The sequence below is a fragment of the Christiangramia forsetii KT0803 genome, from assembly GCF_000060345.1.
GTDB classification, from domain to species: domain Bacteria; phylum Bacteroidota; class Bacteroidia; order Flavobacteriales; family Flavobacteriaceae; genus Christiangramia; species Christiangramia forsetii.
In genome coordinates this window covers 775387-794321 of sequence record NC_008571.1, presented here as the reverse complement: position 1 = coordinate 794321, position 18935 = coordinate 775387, and the positions used below count along the sequence as shown (strand labels likewise).

At 37.7% G+C, this 18935-nt stretch carries 14 protein-coding genes; 7 read left to right on the top strand and 7 right to left on the bottom strand.

Annotated elements, in window-relative coordinates:
* Positions 1 to 10 precede the first annotated feature (10 nt).
* The 7 genes from GFO_RS03385 to GFO_RS03355 all read left to right on the top strand — a co-directional run bounded on the left by GFO_RS03385 (position 11) and on the right by GFO_RS03355 (position 9741).
* Positions 11 to 2422 carry an ABC transporter permease gene (locus GFO_RS03385; protein ID WP_011708626.1) on the top strand — a complete coding sequence of 804 codons (2412 nt, stop codon included), beginning with the start codon at positions 11 to 13 and terminating at the stop codon, positions 2420 to 2422.
* A gap of 10 nt (positions 2423 to 2432) precedes the next feature.
* Positions 2433 to 3197: a head GIN domain-containing protein gene (locus GFO_RS03380; RefSeq protein WP_011708625.1), complete on the top strand. Its 765-nt coding sequence runs from the start codon at positions 2433 to 2435 to the stop codon at positions 3195 to 3197.
* A 20-nt stretch (positions 3198 to 3217) separates the two neighbouring features.
* Complete coding sequence (locus GFO_RS03375; RefSeq protein WP_011708624.1) at positions 3218 to 5602, top strand: ABC transporter permease; 2385 nt, start codon at positions 3218 to 3220, stop codon at positions 5600 to 5602.
* An 80-nt stretch (positions 5603 to 5682) separates the two neighbouring features.
* Positions 5683 to 6348, top strand: coding sequence for an ABC transporter ATP-binding protein (locus GFO_RS03370; RefSeq protein WP_011708623.1), 666 nt, complete (start codon positions 5683 to 5685; stop codon positions 6346 to 6348).
* A 116-nt stretch (positions 6349 to 6464) separates the two neighbouring features.
* Positions 6465 to 7877, top strand: coding sequence for a TolC family protein (locus tag GFO_RS03365; protein WP_011708622.1), 1413 nt, complete (start codon positions 6465 to 6467; stop codon positions 7875 to 7877).
* Positions 7878 to 8184: 307 nt separating this feature from the next.
* Complete coding sequence (locus GFO_RS03360; protein ID WP_011708621.1) at positions 8185 to 8811, top strand: hypothetical protein; 627 nt, start codon at positions 8185 to 8187, stop codon at positions 8809 to 8811.
* A gap of 93 nt (positions 8812 to 8904) precedes the next feature.
* Positions 8905 to 9741 carry a tetratricopeptide repeat protein gene (locus tag GFO_RS03355; protein ID WP_148264588.1) on the top strand — a complete coding sequence of 279 codons (837 nt, stop codon included), beginning with the start codon at positions 8905 to 8907 and terminating at the stop codon, positions 9739 to 9741.
* A gap of 348 nt (positions 9742 to 10089) precedes the next feature.
* On the opposite strand, the gene GFO_RS03350 is transcribed toward GFO_RS03355, so the two are convergent.
* The 7 genes from GFO_RS03350 to araA are packed head-to-tail and all read right to left on the bottom strand — an operon-like array spanning position 10090 to position 18917.
* Positions 10090 to 12051, bottom strand: coding sequence for a glycoside hydrolase family 97 protein (locus tag GFO_RS03350; RefSeq protein ID WP_011708619.1), 1962 nt, complete (start codon positions 12049 to 12051; stop codon positions 10090 to 10092).
* 41 nt (positions 12052 to 12092) lie between these two features.
* Positions 12093 to 13046 carry a transketolase family protein gene (locus GFO_RS03345; protein WP_041250228.1) on the bottom strand — a complete coding sequence of 318 codons (954 nt, stop codon included), beginning with the start codon at positions 13044 to 13046 and terminating at the stop codon, positions 12093 to 12095.
* 9 nt (positions 13047 to 13055) lie between these two features.
* Positions 13056 to 13898, bottom strand: a complete 843-nt coding sequence (locus GFO_RS03340; protein WP_011708617.1) for a transketolase — start codon at positions 13896 to 13898, stop codon at positions 13056 to 13058.
* Positions 13899 to 13901: 3 nt separating this feature from the next.
* Complete coding sequence (gene fsa / locus GFO_RS03335) at positions 13902 to 14558, bottom strand: fructose-6-phosphate aldolase (RefSeq protein WP_011708616.1); 657 nt, start codon at positions 14556 to 14558, stop codon at positions 13902 to 13904.
* Between the two features lie 2 nt (positions 14559 to 14560).
* On the bottom strand, positions 14561 to 16180 hold the full coding sequence (locus GFO_RS03330; protein WP_011708615.1) for a sodium:solute symporter: 1620 nt from the start codon (positions 16178 to 16180) through the stop codon (positions 14561 to 14563).
* Position 16181: 1 nt separating this feature from the next.
* The gene (locus GFO_RS03325; RefSeq protein WP_011708614.1) at positions 16182 to 17390 is read right to left on the bottom strand and encodes an aldose epimerase family protein; all 1209 of its coding nucleotides are present in this window, start codon (positions 17388 to 17390) and stop codon (positions 16182 to 16184) included.
* A gap of 18 nt (positions 17391 to 17408) precedes the next feature.
* Positions 17409 to 18917: an L-arabinose isomerase gene (gene araA / locus GFO_RS03320; protein ID WP_011708613.1), complete on the bottom strand. Its 1509-nt coding sequence runs from the start codon at positions 18915 to 18917 to the stop codon at positions 17409 to 17411.
* Between the last annotated feature and the right edge of the window lie 18 nt (positions 18918 to 18935).

Here is an 18935-nt window from a genome sequence, read left to right as displayed (position 1 = left end):
GAAATTCATCATGATCAAAAACTATCTAAAAACAGGCTGGAGAAATATCCTTAAAGACAAAGGTATTTTTTCTATTAATATCACCGGATTGGCGATAGGCATAGCTTCCTGCCTGTTGATCATGCTCTTTGTCACAGATGAACTTAGTTATGATCGTTTCCACGAAAAAGCAGAACGAATTGTTAGGGTTGTTTTTAAGGCAAATGTAAACGGGGAAGAAATGAAAGAAGCTGTGGTGATGGCTCCCGTGGCTCAGGCACTTAAAAACGATCTTCCCGAAGTTACCAAATCTACCCGACTTGCAAAATCACACAACAATCGCATAGAATATAATGGAACCTATTTCGGACAAAGCAGTCTTGCCTATGTAGACCCAAACTTTTTTGAAATATTTAGCTTCCCAATTATTCAGGGTGTTAAAAATAGAGCCCTGGATAAACCAAATACGGTAGTCATCTCCAAATCTTTTGCTGAAAACACTTTTGGAAATATAGATCCTATCGGTAAAACCCTGAAGGTAACCAACAGAGATGAAAACCTTACAATTACCGGTGTCATAGAAGATATGCCAAAGAATTCCCATTTCCATTTTGATCTTTTGGTTTCTACTTTAGGGTACGCACAGGCTAAAAAAACAAGTTGGATGGAATCTGATTTTTTCACCTATCTGGTTTTACAAAAAGATACACGAATTGAAACTGTAGAAGCTAAACTTCCGGCAATTTCTGAAAAATATATGGGTCCACAGATAAAGGACGCGCTGGGAATGACCTACACGGAGTTTACCCAAGACAACAAAATTGGTCTTTTCCTGCAACCTCTAACAGATATTCATTTATATTCCGATTTTTCTGATGCCACTATCCTTGAACAAGGAGGCGATATCAAATATGTTTATATTTTTAGTGCAATCGCGATTTTTATGCTAATCATCGCTTGTATTAATTTTATGAATCTGGCGACTGCTTCGGCCACAAAAAGAGCAAAGGAAGTTGGCATTAGAAAAGTGCTTGGTTCTAATAAAAAGCAACTTATTTACCAGTTTTTAGCAGAGTCCTTTATCGCTACTTTTCTTGCTGCTTTTCTGGCTTTACTACTGGTTTCGCTTTCACTTCCTTTTTTCAATCTACTTGCTGGGAAAGAACTAAATTTTCAATATTTGCTTTCTCCTGAAATAATACTGGCTTTTTTCAGTCTTATCTTTTTTATTGGATTTCTAGCCGGTGGATATCCGGCATTTTACCTTTCTTCCTTCAATCCTTTAAACGCATTAAAATCTAAATTTTCCGGAAGCGGGAAAAATTCAGGACTTAGAAGCGGATTGGTAATTTTTCAGTTTGTGATTTCCGCGGGGCTTATCCTCTCGACACTGGTAGTCAAAGAGCAAATGGATTTTATTCAGGATAAGGCATTAGGCTATGAGAAAGATCAACTTTTAGTAGTTAGAAATTCTTATTTATTGGGCAATAATGAAGATAACTATATAGACCAGGTTAAAAATAATCCGCTGGTGGAAAACCTGACCCATTCAGCATTTGTTCCTGCAGGGGAAAGCGATAATGAAGTTGGGGGGATCTTTAAAAACAACGAATTTCAGCGTAGAATGTCATTTTACAATATTGATGAAAACTATATTCCCACCATGGGTATGGAGTTACTGGAAGGAAGAAATTTTTCTAAGGATTTTGGAGCGGAATCCGATAAAGTGATCCTCAACCAAAAAGCTATCGAAATTCTCGGTTTTGACAAAGATCCAATTGGAAATACTTTTCAGCGTGATACTCATGACGGACTAAAAACAATGACGGTTATAGGGGTTATTAAAAACTTCAATTTTAAATCTTTGCATCAGGAAATCGAGCCACTTATTTTAAAGTATAATCCCTACGGCGGTATTATCATCCGTTCAAAAGTTGCCGATATGTCCGTCCTTATTGAAAATCTCAATGATAATTGGAATAACTACAATGTAAAAGAAGGCTTTAACTACAGTATTTTGGACGATGCCTACAATCATACCTATTTGAAAGAACGAAAAATGGGAACTATTCTTAGCCTTTTCGCTTTACTAACAATTATTGTTGCCTGTCTTGGACTATTTGGACTGGTGACCTTTACTGCAGAACAACGTTTTAAAGAAATTGGGATTAGAAAAGTGCTTGGTTCTTCTGCAACACAGATTGTTACGCTTCTTTCGAAAGATTTTTTAAAGCTTGTAGGACTGTCATTTTTAATCGCCTTCCCGCTTAGTTATTTTTTAATGAATAAATGGTTACAGGATTTTGCATATCGCACCAGTATTCACTGGTGGCTTTACCTCATGGCTGCAGTTGTAACCATGGGAATTGCCTTTTTGACCATTGGCATAAAAAGCTATAAAGCTGCCAGTGTAAACCCCATAAAAAGTTTAAAAACAGAATAAAACAATATTTATGAAAAAATCAATTCTAACTCAAAACAAAATGCTAATCACTTTGATCATAAGCGTCCTGAACTTTAGTTTTTCTAATGCGCAATCTAAAACTATTGAAGTATCTCCGTTTAAGGAAGTAATCGTCAGCCCGTATATCGAGGTAGTTTTTAAACAATCAGATCAGGAATCTGTGGTGATCGAAAAATCGAGCGTCGAAACTGAGAAGATCAATATAGAAGTTGATAAAAAAACACTCCATATTTACCTGGACGATGCAAAAGTGGTTGCAAAGGAAGAAGAGGTTATGATCAACGGAATTGAACAGGATCGTTCAATTTACAATGGAACCGAAGCAACTATTACCGTTTATTATAGAAATCTGGAAGAGGTAGAAATTCGGAGTGAAGAGATGATCAATTTTGCAGATGCGATACAAACTGAAGATTTTGATCTGGATATTTATGGTTCTGCAAAAGTTTATCTTGAAAGTATTACTGCGGAAGATTTTAAGGTAGCCATGTATGGCGAAAGCTATTTGGAAATCAAAGATGGAAATGTAGATTTTCAGCGTTATCGCTGCTATGGGAAAAGTGAGGTGAGTGCAGTAGATCTTCAATCTGCTGAAACTAAAATTGCCGCTTATGGCAACAATCATATTGTGGTAAATGTTTCAGAAAAACTAAAAGTCTCGGCATTTGGGGAAGCCAGAATTCAGTATAAAGGAAACGCAAAAGTCAACAACGGACTCAAAATAGGAGAAACTGTCATTCAAAAAATAGATTAAAACCTGAAAATCATTCATTCATGTTTAAAAATTTCATCAAAATATCCTGGCGAAAAATAAAGTCAGATAAAACATTCTCATTCATCAATATTCTGGGACTATCTATTGGTCTTACTATTACGATCCTGCTTTTTCTATTTGTGATGCAGGAGCGTAGTTTCGATAAAATGTATGCGAATAAAGATCGTATTTATCGGGCTTTGCTGAACACGACGGAAAAATCGAATAAGGAGATATGGTCTACCGTTCCTGCGGCTTTGAGCCCGAATGCAAAAACAGAGATCCCGGAAATAGAAAATTCAGCCAGGCTCTGGGATCATAACTTTGGCAGTACTGCCTTTATTGAAGCCGAAAATGAGCAGTATGTAGAGCCAAAAATGTATTATGCGGATGCTACTTTCTTTGATATATTTCAAATTGAATTTATTTCCGGAAATCCCGCCACCGCATTAGTACGCCCAAATACCATTACTTTATCAGAAACTACCGCGAAAAAATATTTTGGAACCCGCAATGCTTTAGGCAAAATATTGAAAGTAGATAATGATATGGCAATGGAAGTTACCGGTGTATATAAAGACTTTCCTATAAATTCCAGTTTTGAGGGCGAGTTGATCGCATCGTTCAGCTCTGTGGGATTTTATGAAAATCCATCCTGGAGCAACGCAAGTTTTGAAACCTTTTTTCTACTGAATAAAGGTTCAAAAATGGCAAATGTTGAAAAGAAAATTTCCATTCTGCTAGACAAAAAAGTTGAAAAGGAATATCAATGGTACACCTTAAGTCTACAACCACTGGAAAAAATACATCTGTATTCTACGAAAATTGAAAAAGGGAATTCCTCAAAAATAGGAAGCATCGATGAAGTTCGAAACTTCAGCCTGCTGGCTATTTTAATTTTATTGATCGCCTGTATTAATTATATGAATCTGGCTACGGCACGATCACAGAAAAGCACCAAAGATGTTGGCATTAACAAAACACTTGGAGCTTCAGGAAAGGTATTGATCTTCAGGTTTTTTATTGAAACGGGATTTGTAACCCTGATAGCAATCGTACTGGCTATTATTTTAAGTCTTATTTCGATTCCTCTCTTCGAATCTGTTACGGGAACCGTATTGAGTTATAGTGCGCTTACCTCGCTTCCATTTATTGTAGCAATTTTTATTATCTGGCTGGTTACGACACTTGTTGCCGGCTCATTCCCTGCATTATATTTATCTAAATTTTCTCCAATGGAAGTCATGAAATCTTCCAAAGAAAACGGAAGTTTTTCTACAGTGCTAAGAAAAGGATTGGTGATCGTTCAATTTTCAGCATCGGTTATTTTGATCATTAGTGTGCTGGTAATTTATAATCAGCTTCATTTCATTCAGAATAAAGATCTGGGATATAATCCGGAAAATATACTGGCTGTTTCTACCTCGGCAGTAAAGAAAGATAGTGATAAAGAATCCCTGATAAAGCGCTTTAGACAACTTCCCGAAGTTTCCAGTGCGACGATGGCACAGGGTTATCCGGGATTGAGTGTAAGTGGTCGTTCTCTATATAAGAATATAAATTCTGAAGAGAGTATTAACATTCAAACCAATAGAAGCGGAGACGGGATTAGTGATGTGCTGCAACTAAAGTTCCTTGCCGGAAACGGACTTCCTAAAAACAAACAGGAAGGAGATAGTATTGTAGATGTGGTTCTAAACAAAAAAGCCGTAGACTACCTTGGTATTAGTCCACAGGAAGCGATTGGAAAAAATGTTAGCATGCAATTAGGAACGAATGCTTACGTGGTGGGTGTGGTAGACAATTTCAATTTTTCCTCCCTGCATTCGCCCATTGGCGCTTATGCCTTTAACAATGGCAGGGAACCGCTACGCTATTTACTTATTCGGTTTAATAGCGCTAACATGGCTACCTCGCTAGCTAAATTCGAAAATACCTTTAATGAAATTGTGCCTTCATCTGCATTCGATTATTCCTTTTTAGATAAAAATGTAGAGCAAATGTATGCTTCGGAACGTAGAACTGCCGAGATCGCTCTGATTTTTGCCGGACTGGCAATTTTTGTAGCCTGCCTTGGTTTGTTCGGACTTGCGGCATTTATGGCAGAACAACGAACCAAAGAGATTGGCGTTCGAAAAGTTCTGGGCGCAAGTATTGCGAGCATTACCAGATTGCTATCCAAAGACTTCATTAAACTAGTTTTGGCAGCCCTGGTATTTGCCTTTCCACTTGCGTATTGGATGACAGAAAAATGGCTTCAGGAATTTGCTTATCGCATAGCAATAGACTGGCAGATATTTGTCTTTGCAGGGATAATTGCCATATTCATCGCTTTTGTTACCGTAAGTTTCCAGGCGATTAAAGCGGCTGTTTCAAATCCTATAAATTCCTTAAGAAACGATTAGTGTACTCTTTAGAAAGGGAAATAAATAATATTAAAAAAAAGCTGAAACAAGTTCAGACCGACATAAATAAAAATTAAAACATGCTTAAACTAAATCATATCTATAAATGGGTAAAATCAGGTGGAAAGAGAATTTTTCTACTGAATGACCTAAGTCTAAACGTTGAAGAAGGAGAGTTTCTATCCATAATGGGGCCTTCGGGTTCTGGTAAATCTACTCTGCTAAATGTCATTGCCATGTTAGATGAATTTAATGAAGGTGAATATTTTTTTGAAGACCAGCCTATCCACGAGCTGAAATCGAAAAAACGAACCGAAATTTTCAACCAAAACATCGGTTTTATTTTCCAGGCTTATCACCTGCTGGATGATTTGACGGTTTATGAAAATATTGAAACTCCCCTACTTTACAAAAAAGTCAAAAGTTCAGAAAGAAAGGCTTTGGTGGCTGATATTCTGGACCGTTTCAATATTGTAGGAAAGAAAGATCTTTTTCCGCATCAGCTAAGTGGCGGTCAGCAACAATTAGTTGGTATTGCACGAGCTTTGATCATCAAACCTAAACTTATCCTTGCCGATGAGCCTACCGGAAACCTTAATTCTAAGCAAAGCGATGAGATCATGCAGCTTTTTAAAAAATTGAATCAGGAAGGGGTTACTATTATCCAGGCTTCACATTCAGAAAGTAATGCCGCTTATGGCTCACGAATCATCAACCTTCTGGACGGAAGCGTTGAAAAATCATAAAAATATATTTTTCTAACTGCGCTCACAACTTTGCTTTGTCATCCTGAGCGCAGTCGAAGGATAGGCAAATAGTGCTCCTAAAAATCTTAAAAAGACATTCATTAAAAATTTAAATTTTGAAAACATTCATCATCATCACATCATTCTTCTTTTCCCTGCAACTCTTTTCCCAGAAAATTTCTTCGGAAAAATTATCGCTAGAAGAAAGTATCGAGATCGCATTAAAAAACAACATAAACTTAAAAAGATCGCAATTACAGGCAGAAACCGCCGCACTTACTTTTAAAGGAACGCGTTCTGAAGTTCTTCCTAGTCTAAATGGCAGATTTAATTATGGAGTTAACAATGGCCGGAGTATTGATCCGTTTACAAATGATTTTATAGATCAAAAATTGAATTTCAGCAATGCTGGTCTTAATTTGGATACACAAATATTCAACGGCTTCGAACTTAGAAATTCCATTCAAAGAGACCGGTTTAATATGAAAGCTTCGGAAGCTCAAGCTGAGGCTGAGCGCCAGCAGCTAATCCTTGATGTTACATTAGCATATTTTCAAGTTCTTAATAATCAGGATCTTATGGAATTGGCTAAATTCAGATTGGAAAGTACCAGGCAGCAAACCGATAGACTAGAAACCTTGAATGAAGAAGGACAGGGAAATCCGGCAGACTATACCGATATAAAAGGACAGGTTAATAATGACCAATCTAGCGTCGTGGATGCCAAAAACAACCTCTATCAATCTAAACTTGAACTGGCTCAACTCCTCAATTTAGATTCTGAAATAAATATAGAGGAATTTCAAGTTTCCCCAGAACTAGAAAAATATCGTTTATCTGCGGAGGAAACTTACGAAGCCTCCCTCGAGAATCTTGCTACCTTTAAAGCCAGGCGTTTAAGAATACAGGCTGCAGAAGAAGATATAGCAGTATCCCGTTCTCTTTTTGCCCCAAATATTTCTTTATTTGCCCAATTAAATACTAACTATTCCAGTGTTGCCAGGTTATTCAATGAAACAGGCACCCAAATTGTAGAAACCGGACAATTTATTACTGTAGATGAAGTGACCTACCCGGTAAGAACGAATCAAAGTCAGTTTGGAGAGGAAAAAATATCGTATTCAGATCAGTTTGAGAATAATCTTAATTCAGTCATAGGGGTTGCAGTGGATATTCCTATTTTTAATGGTTTCAGGGCAAAGAGGAATGTTCAGCTTAAAAAGATTGAACTGGAAGATGCTGAACTGGAACTGGAAAATACAAAAACTCAATTTTTGCAGGCCATCAAAAGAGCCCATAGTGATATGGAAGCCGCTTATGAAAACTATTTTATCCTCCAGGATCAGGTAGAAGCCTATGAGCAATCTTACGAAGTAAACGAGATCAGGTTTACAAATGGAGTCTCAAATATTGTGGAATATATTATAAGTAAAAACAATTTAGACCGGGCCAGAATAAATCTGGCTAATGCCAAATACGAGTATTTAATAAGGATAAAAGTGTTGGATTATTACAAGGGTGATGTTTAACCTTTTAATACTACATCGCTATACAATAAAACTGTAGAGGTTCTTAGTGAAGTGCATATAATTTTAAAGTTATCTTCACTTAGCCCTTTTATAAGTTCGAGTGCAGTCGAGAACTATTGGGCAAGTGATTTTAAGTTTCGACTTCGCTCAACCTGACATTCAATGATCTAATAAATGTTTGAACGTGAAACAACCTATATAAAACTAATTCACCGCATGAGATTTGATTGTCAATCTATCCATATGCTTTGAAAAATTTTACTATAAACCTTTTTAACAAGATCAGAATAAGATAACCATACTTCTCATGAAAAGAATAAATCCGTATAAAGAAATTAACGAAGCGCTATCCTCTCTTGATAATGGTGGTAGATTCTATAACATCTTAGCAAAATCAAATGATGGTATAATAACTCAGTCTGAATTAGGGAAAATTGGTGGTGTATTTAATGACAAGCAAAAAGTCATCCTTTTTCTAGAAATGTCTATGATCTCATTGAAAGATGAAGAAAAACAGGAAATACTTTCAAAATTAGATGAAGAATTAAAACAAACATATCTAAAATATAAGCCACAAAATTTATTGCCATCTAAAGCGAATGAAAATGGAGTAATTGCTTCAAACGCTATATTAACCGGAGTTCCAAAATTAATAGACAATAAATCTGATTTCAATGGATTTATAATGGTACCGATAATGGCAGGAAAAGTAATGTCTTTTATAATGATCCCAATGATAGATAATTATGATGTTTATGAATTGCGGGACGAGAAAACTTCGGAAACCTTCATAATCGCACATTCAAGGGGTTCAGAAAAACTACCAAGCGAAAAGATAATTATTGCTGGATTACTAAAGGAGCTTAAGTCAGAAAAAGATGAAAACAGTGAAGCTGTGAAATTTCTGGAAGTAAACTATTATATTTCAAATTAGATCTAACAAAATTTGGTCAAAGCCTACAAATAAGTCTTCCTTTTTCCAATAATTCTATAACCCGAGGTCGCTATGCAAAATTTAAATCAAGCTTTGAAATACTTAAAAAAACACCTTCTGACTTTACTTTTTATTTCAGTTTTAATTGGTTGTAATCACAAGAAAAATCTAAAAACTTCAGAAGAAAATGAAGTTTCAAAATTCACTCAGAAACAGCAAGATTCGCTCATTGAAGTTCATCTTAAAAATGGAGCCTGGGCGCATGATACTTATTCGCAAGAGTGGCAAAAAGAAATTGATAAAGGTTTAAAAAAAGATTCCACCGTAGCCTATTTCTGGCAACAAAAAGCGATGCCACTGTTTAAACAAAGTAAATATGAGCTCGGGATGCCTTTTATTGATAAAGCCGTAAAGTACAATCCGAAAAGATGGCAGGATTACAGGGCATTTATAAAATGTATATTTTCAAAACAATACAAAGATGCAATTGTAGATTTTAGAAATTATCAGGATCAATATGGCTATGGATTTGTTATGGATCATTCTTACAATTTTTACATTGCCTTGAGTTATTTGCAGCTTAATGAATTTGAGAAAGCAGAGGGAATTTTTGAAAAAGATTATCATAAAACCATACAGGAAAACAAAGAAGGCTGGTTACACCACTTAGATCTTTTTTATTATGGAATTAGCAAGTATGAACAGAAAAAATATGAGGAAGCTTTAGAATTATTTGATAAGGCACTGGAGATCTACCCCCAATTTTCGGATGTTCAATATTACAAGGCTAAAATTCTTTATAAGCTTGGGAAACCAAACGAAGGGCAAAGTATATATAAAGATGCCAAAGAGAATGCAGATAAAGGATATTCTATTAATGAAGATAATGCTATATATGAAAGATATCCTTATCAAGTTAGATGGCCTTAAGACGCTATAGATTTCCTAAAAGATCATATTCCTCTATTATTTTAACTTGAAAATAACTAGAGCTAATTCCGAGTACAATTAGGGACTATAACTTACTCACTGAGTATCTCCTCATTTATTCGAGTTCGGCAGTTATTATTTTATAATAAATAAAATCAAAAAAGCCCGTAAACATAATGTTTACGGGCTTTTTTAGGAGAAGGAGGAGCTATCCAACTTTTACTTTTCATAAGCTTTTTTTAATATACCTACCGGATTTAGCTTCTTTGGCCAAACCTTATATTATCTGTTTTTTACCAATCCTAAAGATTTAAAAATATATTAGGAAATTTAATGGAGTTTTTCATATTAGTTATTTATCAAAACAGCCCCACCCTCTGGCAAAAGTTCAAGAGTCACTAATCCATTTTCATTTATTTTAATTTCACTATTTCCGGCTGAACCATCTTTCTTATCGAATATCATCTGAACCTTTTGCCCCGTTAGCATGGGAAGTTCAATTTCAAGTTTTTTAGCTTTCTTTTCGCCATTGACGGCTGAGATGTACCATTTTTCATCTTTTCTTCGAGCCAACACAACCTCCTTTTCAGGAGTACCAGAAATAAATAACGTTTCATCCCATGTCGTGGGAACATTTTTCAGAAAGTCTAACACAAACTCAGGTTGCTCTTCGAGATTATTTGGAGTAAGTCCGAAATGCTGAATAGGTGAAAAATACAACACGGAAGTCGCCAATTCAAAAGCGTCTGTTGTAGATCGAATCGTTCCGTTTTCCTGATCCTGGGATAAGCGGTCGTTCAGAAAAACAGGGGCAAAATCCATGGCACCCACAGCATTTCTGGTAAAAGGTAAGAGCGTAGCATTCAAAGCATGCTTATCCAGCGCTTCCTGTCTGAATATCAAATTTTCTGAGGCCAGGACTGCTTCTGAGGAGACGAAATTCGGAAACATACGCTGCCATCCTCTAGACAGGGTACAGCCGTGAAATGTTACTCCAAGACCATATTCATTGGCATCCGTCAGAATATCTTCATAAAGCTGCATCGTTGGCTGCTTATCCCCTCCAAAAAAGTCAACTTTTATTCCTTTTACCCCGAGATCCTGCATCCACTTCATCTCCTTTTTCCTTTCAGCTGAAATATGCATTTTATCCTGCGGGGTCTGCGGCGCATTATTCCAGTATCCGTTGGAATTATACCACAAAAGTGTCTTTACATTTTTAGAATCGGCATAATTAATCAGCTCTTCCATTCTTTCGTAACCGATATTCCTATCCCAATTGGCATCTATAAGAATATATTCAAATTCAAGATCTGCAGCGAGATCGATAAATTTAACCTGGTCATCATAATTCATACTATCATCCTGCCATACGATCCAGCTCCAGGATGCTTTCCCCATTTTATATTCTTCTGAAGCATTATAGAGCGGCTTCACTACATCGAACATCACTGTAGATTCCACGATCGGTTTCAAGGTTTTTCCTATAGTGATCGTGCGCCATGGAGTTTGAGCCGGTAGGGCCATGGATGGGAATGTATCTCCTATTCCATTATTCTCTCCTTCCTGAGGAAATTCTAAACTGTACAATCCTTCTGTGGAACCTTCACCTAATCTCGAACCTACATATTGTCCATGGACTCCAGTCTCAGATAGTAATAACCACCCCTGTTCTCCTAATCTGAATAAAGCTGGAAAAGTATAGCCAACTCCGTATTGAGAAGGTTTTTCCATAGCCTCGTTCAAGGTATATTCCTCTTCATAGCTTGGTTTGGTATTTTCCCAACCTATCATTGGTATGGATTGCGGAGAAATATAGGTTGTTGCATCATCAGGAAGATTAAATCCTGTAGTTTCTTCATGGATCCGGATCTTAGTCTGCTGATTACCTCCAATAACTCTATAGGAAAAAGCAACATCATTATCGCTAATGCTGAAGATCACTTTTAGCGTATCCCTATTCTGATTGGTAAAAGTGCTTATTAGTTCATTAGCCTTATAATCGATCTGGCTAATTTTAGCCCTATCCATCTGGTAAGTTTCTGAAACAGCATCGACCTCACTGGAAATAAAATTCAAATTTTCAGAAAAATCACCAATCGAGGTCTTCATACCTAATGGTGATTCTTCGAGAAAAACCTTATCTCCAAGCTGAATTTGATACAAAGGACTTCCATTTTCATTCAATTTTAATATAACCTCCAGGTTAGCGTCCGGACTTTTAGCAGAACTTAGCGTTTGCGCAAACAGGTTTACCGATAAAAGCAAACTAGATAAGATCAACAAAAATTGAATTTGATTTATTCGCATAATTTCAGATTTATTAAGAGATGATAGACGCTGTGTTTATTTTACTTGCGTCTCATTACTTTTTCACAGGCTTTGATAATGGCCTCAGAATTCAGGCCATACTTATCCATCAATTGCTCCGGAGTACCGCTTTCCCCGAAAGTATCCTGGGTAGCGACGAATTCCTGAGGAGTAGGCAGATGCTGAGACAGAGTTCTGGAAACACTTTCACCAAGACCTCCAAGAAAATTATGTTCTTCAGCAGTAACTACACAGCCTGTCTTTTTAGCCGATTTCAGAATTGCTTCCTCATCTAAAGGTTTTATCGTATGAATATTAAGCACCTCTGCATTGATTCCTTTTTCAGCTAATTCTTCTGCAGCCTGAATAGCTTCCCAAACCAAATGACCGGTAGCAATGATGGTTACATCTATTCCCTCATATAATTTAACTGCCTTTCCAATCTCAAACTTTTGATCTTCCGCAGTAAAATTAGCAACTTTGGGTCTTCCAAATCTTAGGTAAACCGGTCCGTCATGTTCAGCAACAGCGATAGTAGCAGCTTTCGTCTGGTTATAATCGCAGGTGCAGATTACCGTCATTCCCGGTAACATTTTCATAAGTCCCAGATCTTCCAGGATTTGGTGCGTTGCTCCATCTTCTCCCAAAGTAACTCCAGAGTGGGAAGCACAAATCTTTACGTTCTTTCCTGAATAAGCAATACTTTGTCTTATTTGATCGTACACCCTTCCGGTAGCAAAATTGGCAAAGGTTCCCGCAAACGGAATCTTTCCTCCAATGGTGAGGCCGGCAGCCATTCCCATCATATTTGCCTCTGCTATTCCAACCTGGAAGAACCTTTCCGGGTTTTCATCAATAAAATCCTGCATTTTTAAAGACCCTATTAGATCTGCGCAAAGTGCCACTACATTTGGATTATTTCTACCAAGTTCGGTTAGGCCATCACCAAATCCCGAGCGGGTATCTTTTTTTCCTGAATCTGTATATTTTTCCATCATACAATTTTAATAGTCACCGAGTGTTTCGGGATTTTGAGATAATGCTTTTTCCAGTTGTTCATCATTGGGAGCTTTACCGTGCCATGCATGCGTATGCATCATAAAATCTACTCCATGTCCCATAACGGTATGCATTAAAATACATACCGGTTTTCCTTTTCCGGTTCTGTTTTTCGCTTCCTTTAATCCATCTATTACTTGCTGAAGATCATTTCCATTTTTAATCTCCATTACATCCCAGCCAAAAGCTTCAAATTTTGCTCTTAAATTCCCCATAGGTAAAACTTTATCCGTGCTGCCATCTATTTGCTGTCCATTAAGATCTACTGTAGAAATAATATTATCCACGCCGTTACCGGCAGCATACATGATGGCTTCCCAGTTCTGACCTTCCTGCAATTCTCCATCACCATGAAGTGAATAGACTAAATGTGAATCCTTATTCAGCTTTTTGGCCTGGGCAACACCTAGCGCCACGCTCATTCCCTGTCCCAGTGAACCTGAAGCAATTCGTATTCCCGGCAGACCTTCATGAGTAGTAGGATGTCCCTGTAAACGGGAATCAATAAGCCTGAATGTACTTAATTCTTCTACCGGAAAATATCCGCTTCGGGCAAGAACACTATAAAATATAGGTGAAATATGACCGTTTGAAAGAAAGAAAACATCTTCATCTTTTCCGTCCATATTAAAATCAACATCATGTTCCATGATTTCCTGATACAAAGCCGTAAAAAATTCGGTACATCCAAGAGAACCTCCAGGATGACCGGAATTTACCTTATGTACCATTCGTAAAATATCCCGTCTTACCTGAGTAGCAAAATCCTGTAATTCTTTTACTTCCATAACTTATAGATTGAACGATTTCGCATCCTCAAGGAATTTCTCCAGTCCGCTATCGGTTAGAGGATGTTTTAAAAGGCCATCAATTGAAGATAACGGCCCCGTCATCACATTTGCCCCCAGTTTAGCACAATTCACTACGTGCATGGTATGCCTGATAGAGGCTGCCAGGATCTCTGTTGAGAAATTATAATTATCATAGATCAATCTGATATCAGCAATAAGCTGAAGCCCATCTGTAGAAATATCGTCTAATCTTCCCAGGAATGGAGAAACATAAGAAGCCCCTGCTTTCGCAGCTAATAATGCCTGTCCCGCAGAAAAAACCAAAGTACAGTTCGTACGAATATTATTATCTGAAAAATATTTAATGGCTTTAATACCATCTTTGATCATAGGAACTTTCACTACGATCTGTTTATGTAAGCTGGCGAGCTCCTCTCCTTCTTTAACGATCTGATCAAAATCTGTGGCTACCACTTCAGCAGAAACATCTCCTTCTACAATCTCGCAAATCTTTTTATAATGATCCAGAATGTTTTCCTTTCCGGTAATACCTTCTTTAGCCATTAAAGATGGGTTTGTTGTTACTCCATCTAGAACTCCAAGGTCCTGGGCTTCCTGAATCTGATCAAGATTTGCTGTGTCTATAAAAAATTTCATAATTATTCTCCGTTAAAAAATATCATTACTCCAGCTACAATAATTACAATTACGATAGATACCGCAATATCAACCCAATTGTAGCTTACTTTATTATTTTTCTTTTCTTCTTCAGTTATGGTCTGGTAGGTCATATTCTCAACTTTATCATACGCAGGTGCCTTAGATAAGAAGCTTACTGCTACTATAAGGATTACACAGAAAAGGAAGAACCAGGATGCAAAATACAGGAAGTTCATATCTCCAAATGCAAACAGAATTCCATTCGGGTCTAAAGAATCTTTGATCAATTCCATGAAAATTCTTAGTGCTGCGACTACCAATCCTGTTACTAGTGTAACGAATGCTCCTTTTGCATTGATCCTTTTTGAGAAAATCCCTAAAAGAAATACAGCTGTTATTGGAGGTGCGATATAAGACTGAACACTTTGCAGGTATTCGTACAACACTCCTGAAATATTGGCCATAATAGGAATCCAGGCGATACCAATAAGTACAATAAATACGGTTGCGATTTGACCAGTTTGCACCAGTTTTTTCTCCGGTGTATTCGGTCTCAGTTTTTTATAAATATCAACAGTAAATAAGGTTGAGCAGGAATTAAATACAGATGCTAATGAACTCATTAAGGCTGCCAGCAATCCTGCTGCAACAAGTCCGCGTAAACCTGAAGGAAGTAAATTACTCATCAATACAGGGAATGCCTCATCTGGAGAGTCCCAATGTAGTTCTCCTCTCATTTTAAGAGTCAACGCGATAATACCAGGAATTAAGAATAAAAATACAGGTAATAATTTCAATAATGCTCCAAAGATAGTACCTCTACGTCCTTCTTTTATATTCCTTGCGGTAAGTGCTCTTTGAACGATATATTGATCTGTACACCAGTACCAGATACCGGTAATCGTACTTGCAATTAATAACGGAGCCCATGGAAAGTTGGGATCACTCATTGGTCTCCACATATCAAGATATTCAGGACCAACGGTTTCCGTCATACTTGCCCAACCTCCTACTTCATCAAGGCCGATAAAAGTCAAAGCTGCCGCACCAATAACCAGGATAATTGCCTGAAGTGTTTCAGTATAAACTACTGCACGCATTCCTCCTAGTACGGTATATATTCCAGTTAAAATCACAGTTCCTAAAGCACCGGTCCAGAAGTCAATTCCTAGAAGCGCTGATACTACAATACCTCCGGCATATATTGTTACGGAGATTTTTGTGAGTACATAGGCCGCAATAGAAAATATGGAAAGTACCCATCTTGATCTTGCATCAAAGCGTTTTTCAAGAAATTCCGGCATTGTAAAAACCCCGGCACGGGCATAGAATGGAAGGAAAACCCAACCCAAGATCAAGACAACCCACGCTTGAATTTCATAAATAAGCATCGGTAATTTATCCCCGGCTCCGGCTCCGGCAAGTCCAACCACATGTTCAGATCCAATATTGGAAGCGAAGATCGAAGCTCCTACTACAAACCAGCCCACATTTCTACCTGCTAGAAAATAGTCTTCTGTATTAGAATTCTTTTTTCTGATCACCCAAATGGCGATTCCGGCTAGTATGGCAAAGTAAATGGATATAGCAATCCAGTCGAAAGTATCTAATGTTTGCATATTATTTTACTGAAAATTTATAAGAAGTTTCTGAAGTATATTTCTCTTCCGGTTCTAGTACTGTCGAAGAGAAATTTTCCTGATTTGGTGAATCCGGATAATGTTGTGTTTCCATACAGAATCCAGTACGTTTTTCATAGGTCCCTCCGCCCGATGCAGGAAGACTTCCATCCAGGAAATTCCCGATATAGAACTGAAGTGCCGGCTCATTGGTATAAACTTCCATAAATCTACCGCTATCAGGCTCATAAGCAGAGGCTGCGAAACGTTTACCGCTATCCTGCCCGTTCAAAACCCAGCAATGATCAAATCCCGGTCCTCTGTCCAGTTGCTCATTAGAACCTTCCAACTCCAGTCCTTTTGCAATGGTAGTTGGTTCAGAAAAATCAAAAGGAGTTCCTTTCACAGGCTTTAATTCACCGGTAGGAATTAATGTTTTATCTACTGGCAGGAATTCATCTGCATTGATCTCTACTACATGATCCAGTATCTTTTTACTAAAATCCCCGGAAAGATTAAAATATGAATGTTGTGTTAGGTTTACAATCGTCTTTTTATCGGTAGTAGCTTCGTATTTAATATCTAATTCGTTATCTGAATTCAATGTATAGGTCACCGTCGTTTTTAAATTACCAGGAAATCCACCTTCACCATCCTTACTTGTATAGCTGAGCTCCAAGGTTGCGGTATTCCCTTCAGTGCTGGATGCAACATCCCAAACCACTTTATCAAATCCTTTCTCTCCTCCATGCAAACTATTTGGTCCGTCATTGGTATCAAGATTATATTCCTTACCATCCAGGGTGAATTTTCCGCCTGCTATTCGGTTGCCATAACGACCTATGATCGCACCAAAATATGGACTACCATCCTCATAATCCTTAATATTATCAAACCCCAGCACAACATTTTCGTAATCGCCATTTTTATTGGGAACCTTTAGAGAAGTTATGATCCCTCCATAGCTGATGACACTCATTTCAAGTCCTGAAGCGTTTGAGATCGTATAGTGTTCTACCGATTTACCATCAGCAGTTTCACCAAAATTGCTTTGCTCGATATTCATTTTTGTTTCATCTTTATCTACTTCCTGCTGTTCAGATGCGGAAAGGTTTTCAGAATCACTTCCTTTATTGGCATCCTTACATTGAATTAAGATCAGTGCAAAAGCCAGACAAAAAAATCGAAGCGGTTTATAGAGTTTTTTCATAATTAAAGATTTATGGTTTTACATTCCGTGCTGGAACAAATGGTAATAAGCTTCATTGGCATTTAGGGTATCCTTGAACTGACGAACCGATGTATTATCATCAATCACCAGCAATTCAATACCGGCTATATCTGCAAAATCTTCCAGGAACTCTGTTGATAAAGCTTGCGTATATACAGTGTGATGGGCTCCACCGGCAAGGATCCATGCGGTTACCGCTGTATCCATATCCGGTTTTGGATCCCATAGTACACGGGCAACCGGTAAATTTGGAAGATCTGCCTCCGGTTCTACCGCTTCCACTTCATTAACGATCAACCTGAAACGAGTTCCCATATCTACCAAAGAAGCATTTAAAGCTTTACCTTTTGGAGAATTAAAAACCAGTCTCACCGGATCTTCCTTTCCTCCAATTCCAAGTGGATGTACTTCACAGGTTGGTTTTGAATCTGCAATTGATGGGCAGATCTCCAGCATGTGTGAACCTAATACGTAATCTTTTCCTTCTGTAAAATGATTGGTATAATCTTCCATGAAAGAAGTTCCACCTTCCATGCCCTGTGCCATTACCTTCATAGCTCTTAGTAAAGCTGCGGTTTTCCAGTCACCTTCAGCACCAAAACCATAACCATCTGCCATTAATCTTTGTACAGCCAGACCCGGTAATTGTTTAAGAGCGCCCAAATTTTCAAAAGTGTCTGTAAATGCCATAAATCCACCTTCTTCCAGAAAAGCTCGCAGGCCAAGTTCTATCTTTGCCGCATCAACCAAAGATTGTCTTTGATCTCCACCATCTTTTAAAGCATCGGTAAGATCATAATCCTTTTCATACTTTTTTAAAAGCGAGTTTACCTCATCATCTGAAACTTTATCGATATGCTGGGTGACATCTGAAGAATCATAAGCATTTACCTCAACCCCGAATTTTATCTGGGCAGCTACTTTATCACCTTCGGTTACCGCAACCTGGCGCATATTATCACCAATACGGGCAACCTTTATATGCTGTAGTTCATCCCAACCCAGAGCGACACGTTGCCAGTTACCTACTTTTTTCTGAGTAACTTCAGTTTTCCAATGACCAACGATCACCTTGCGTTTTTTACGCATTCTGGACATTATAAAACCAAACTCCCTGTCTCCGTGCGCAGACTGATTCAGATTCATAAAATCCATATCGATCTTACTCCATGGGATCTCAGCGTTAAATTGTGTATGAAAATGACAAATAGGTTTTTTAATGATACTCAGCCCTTTGATCCACATTTTCGCAGGGGAAAAAGTATGCATCCATAAAATCACTCCAATACAGGAGCTACTATTGTTAGCATCCAGCATCACCTTAGTGATCTCATCTGATGATTTTACCGTGTCTTGATGGATAAGTTTAACCGGAACATTGTCAGAACCGTTAAGCCCTTCTACGATCTCTTTTGAATTATTGGCAACCTGTCTCAAAGTTTCCTCTCCGTAGAGATGCTGACTTCCGGTTATAAACCAAACCTCTTTATTTTCAAAATTTGTCATTTCAATCTAAATTATAAT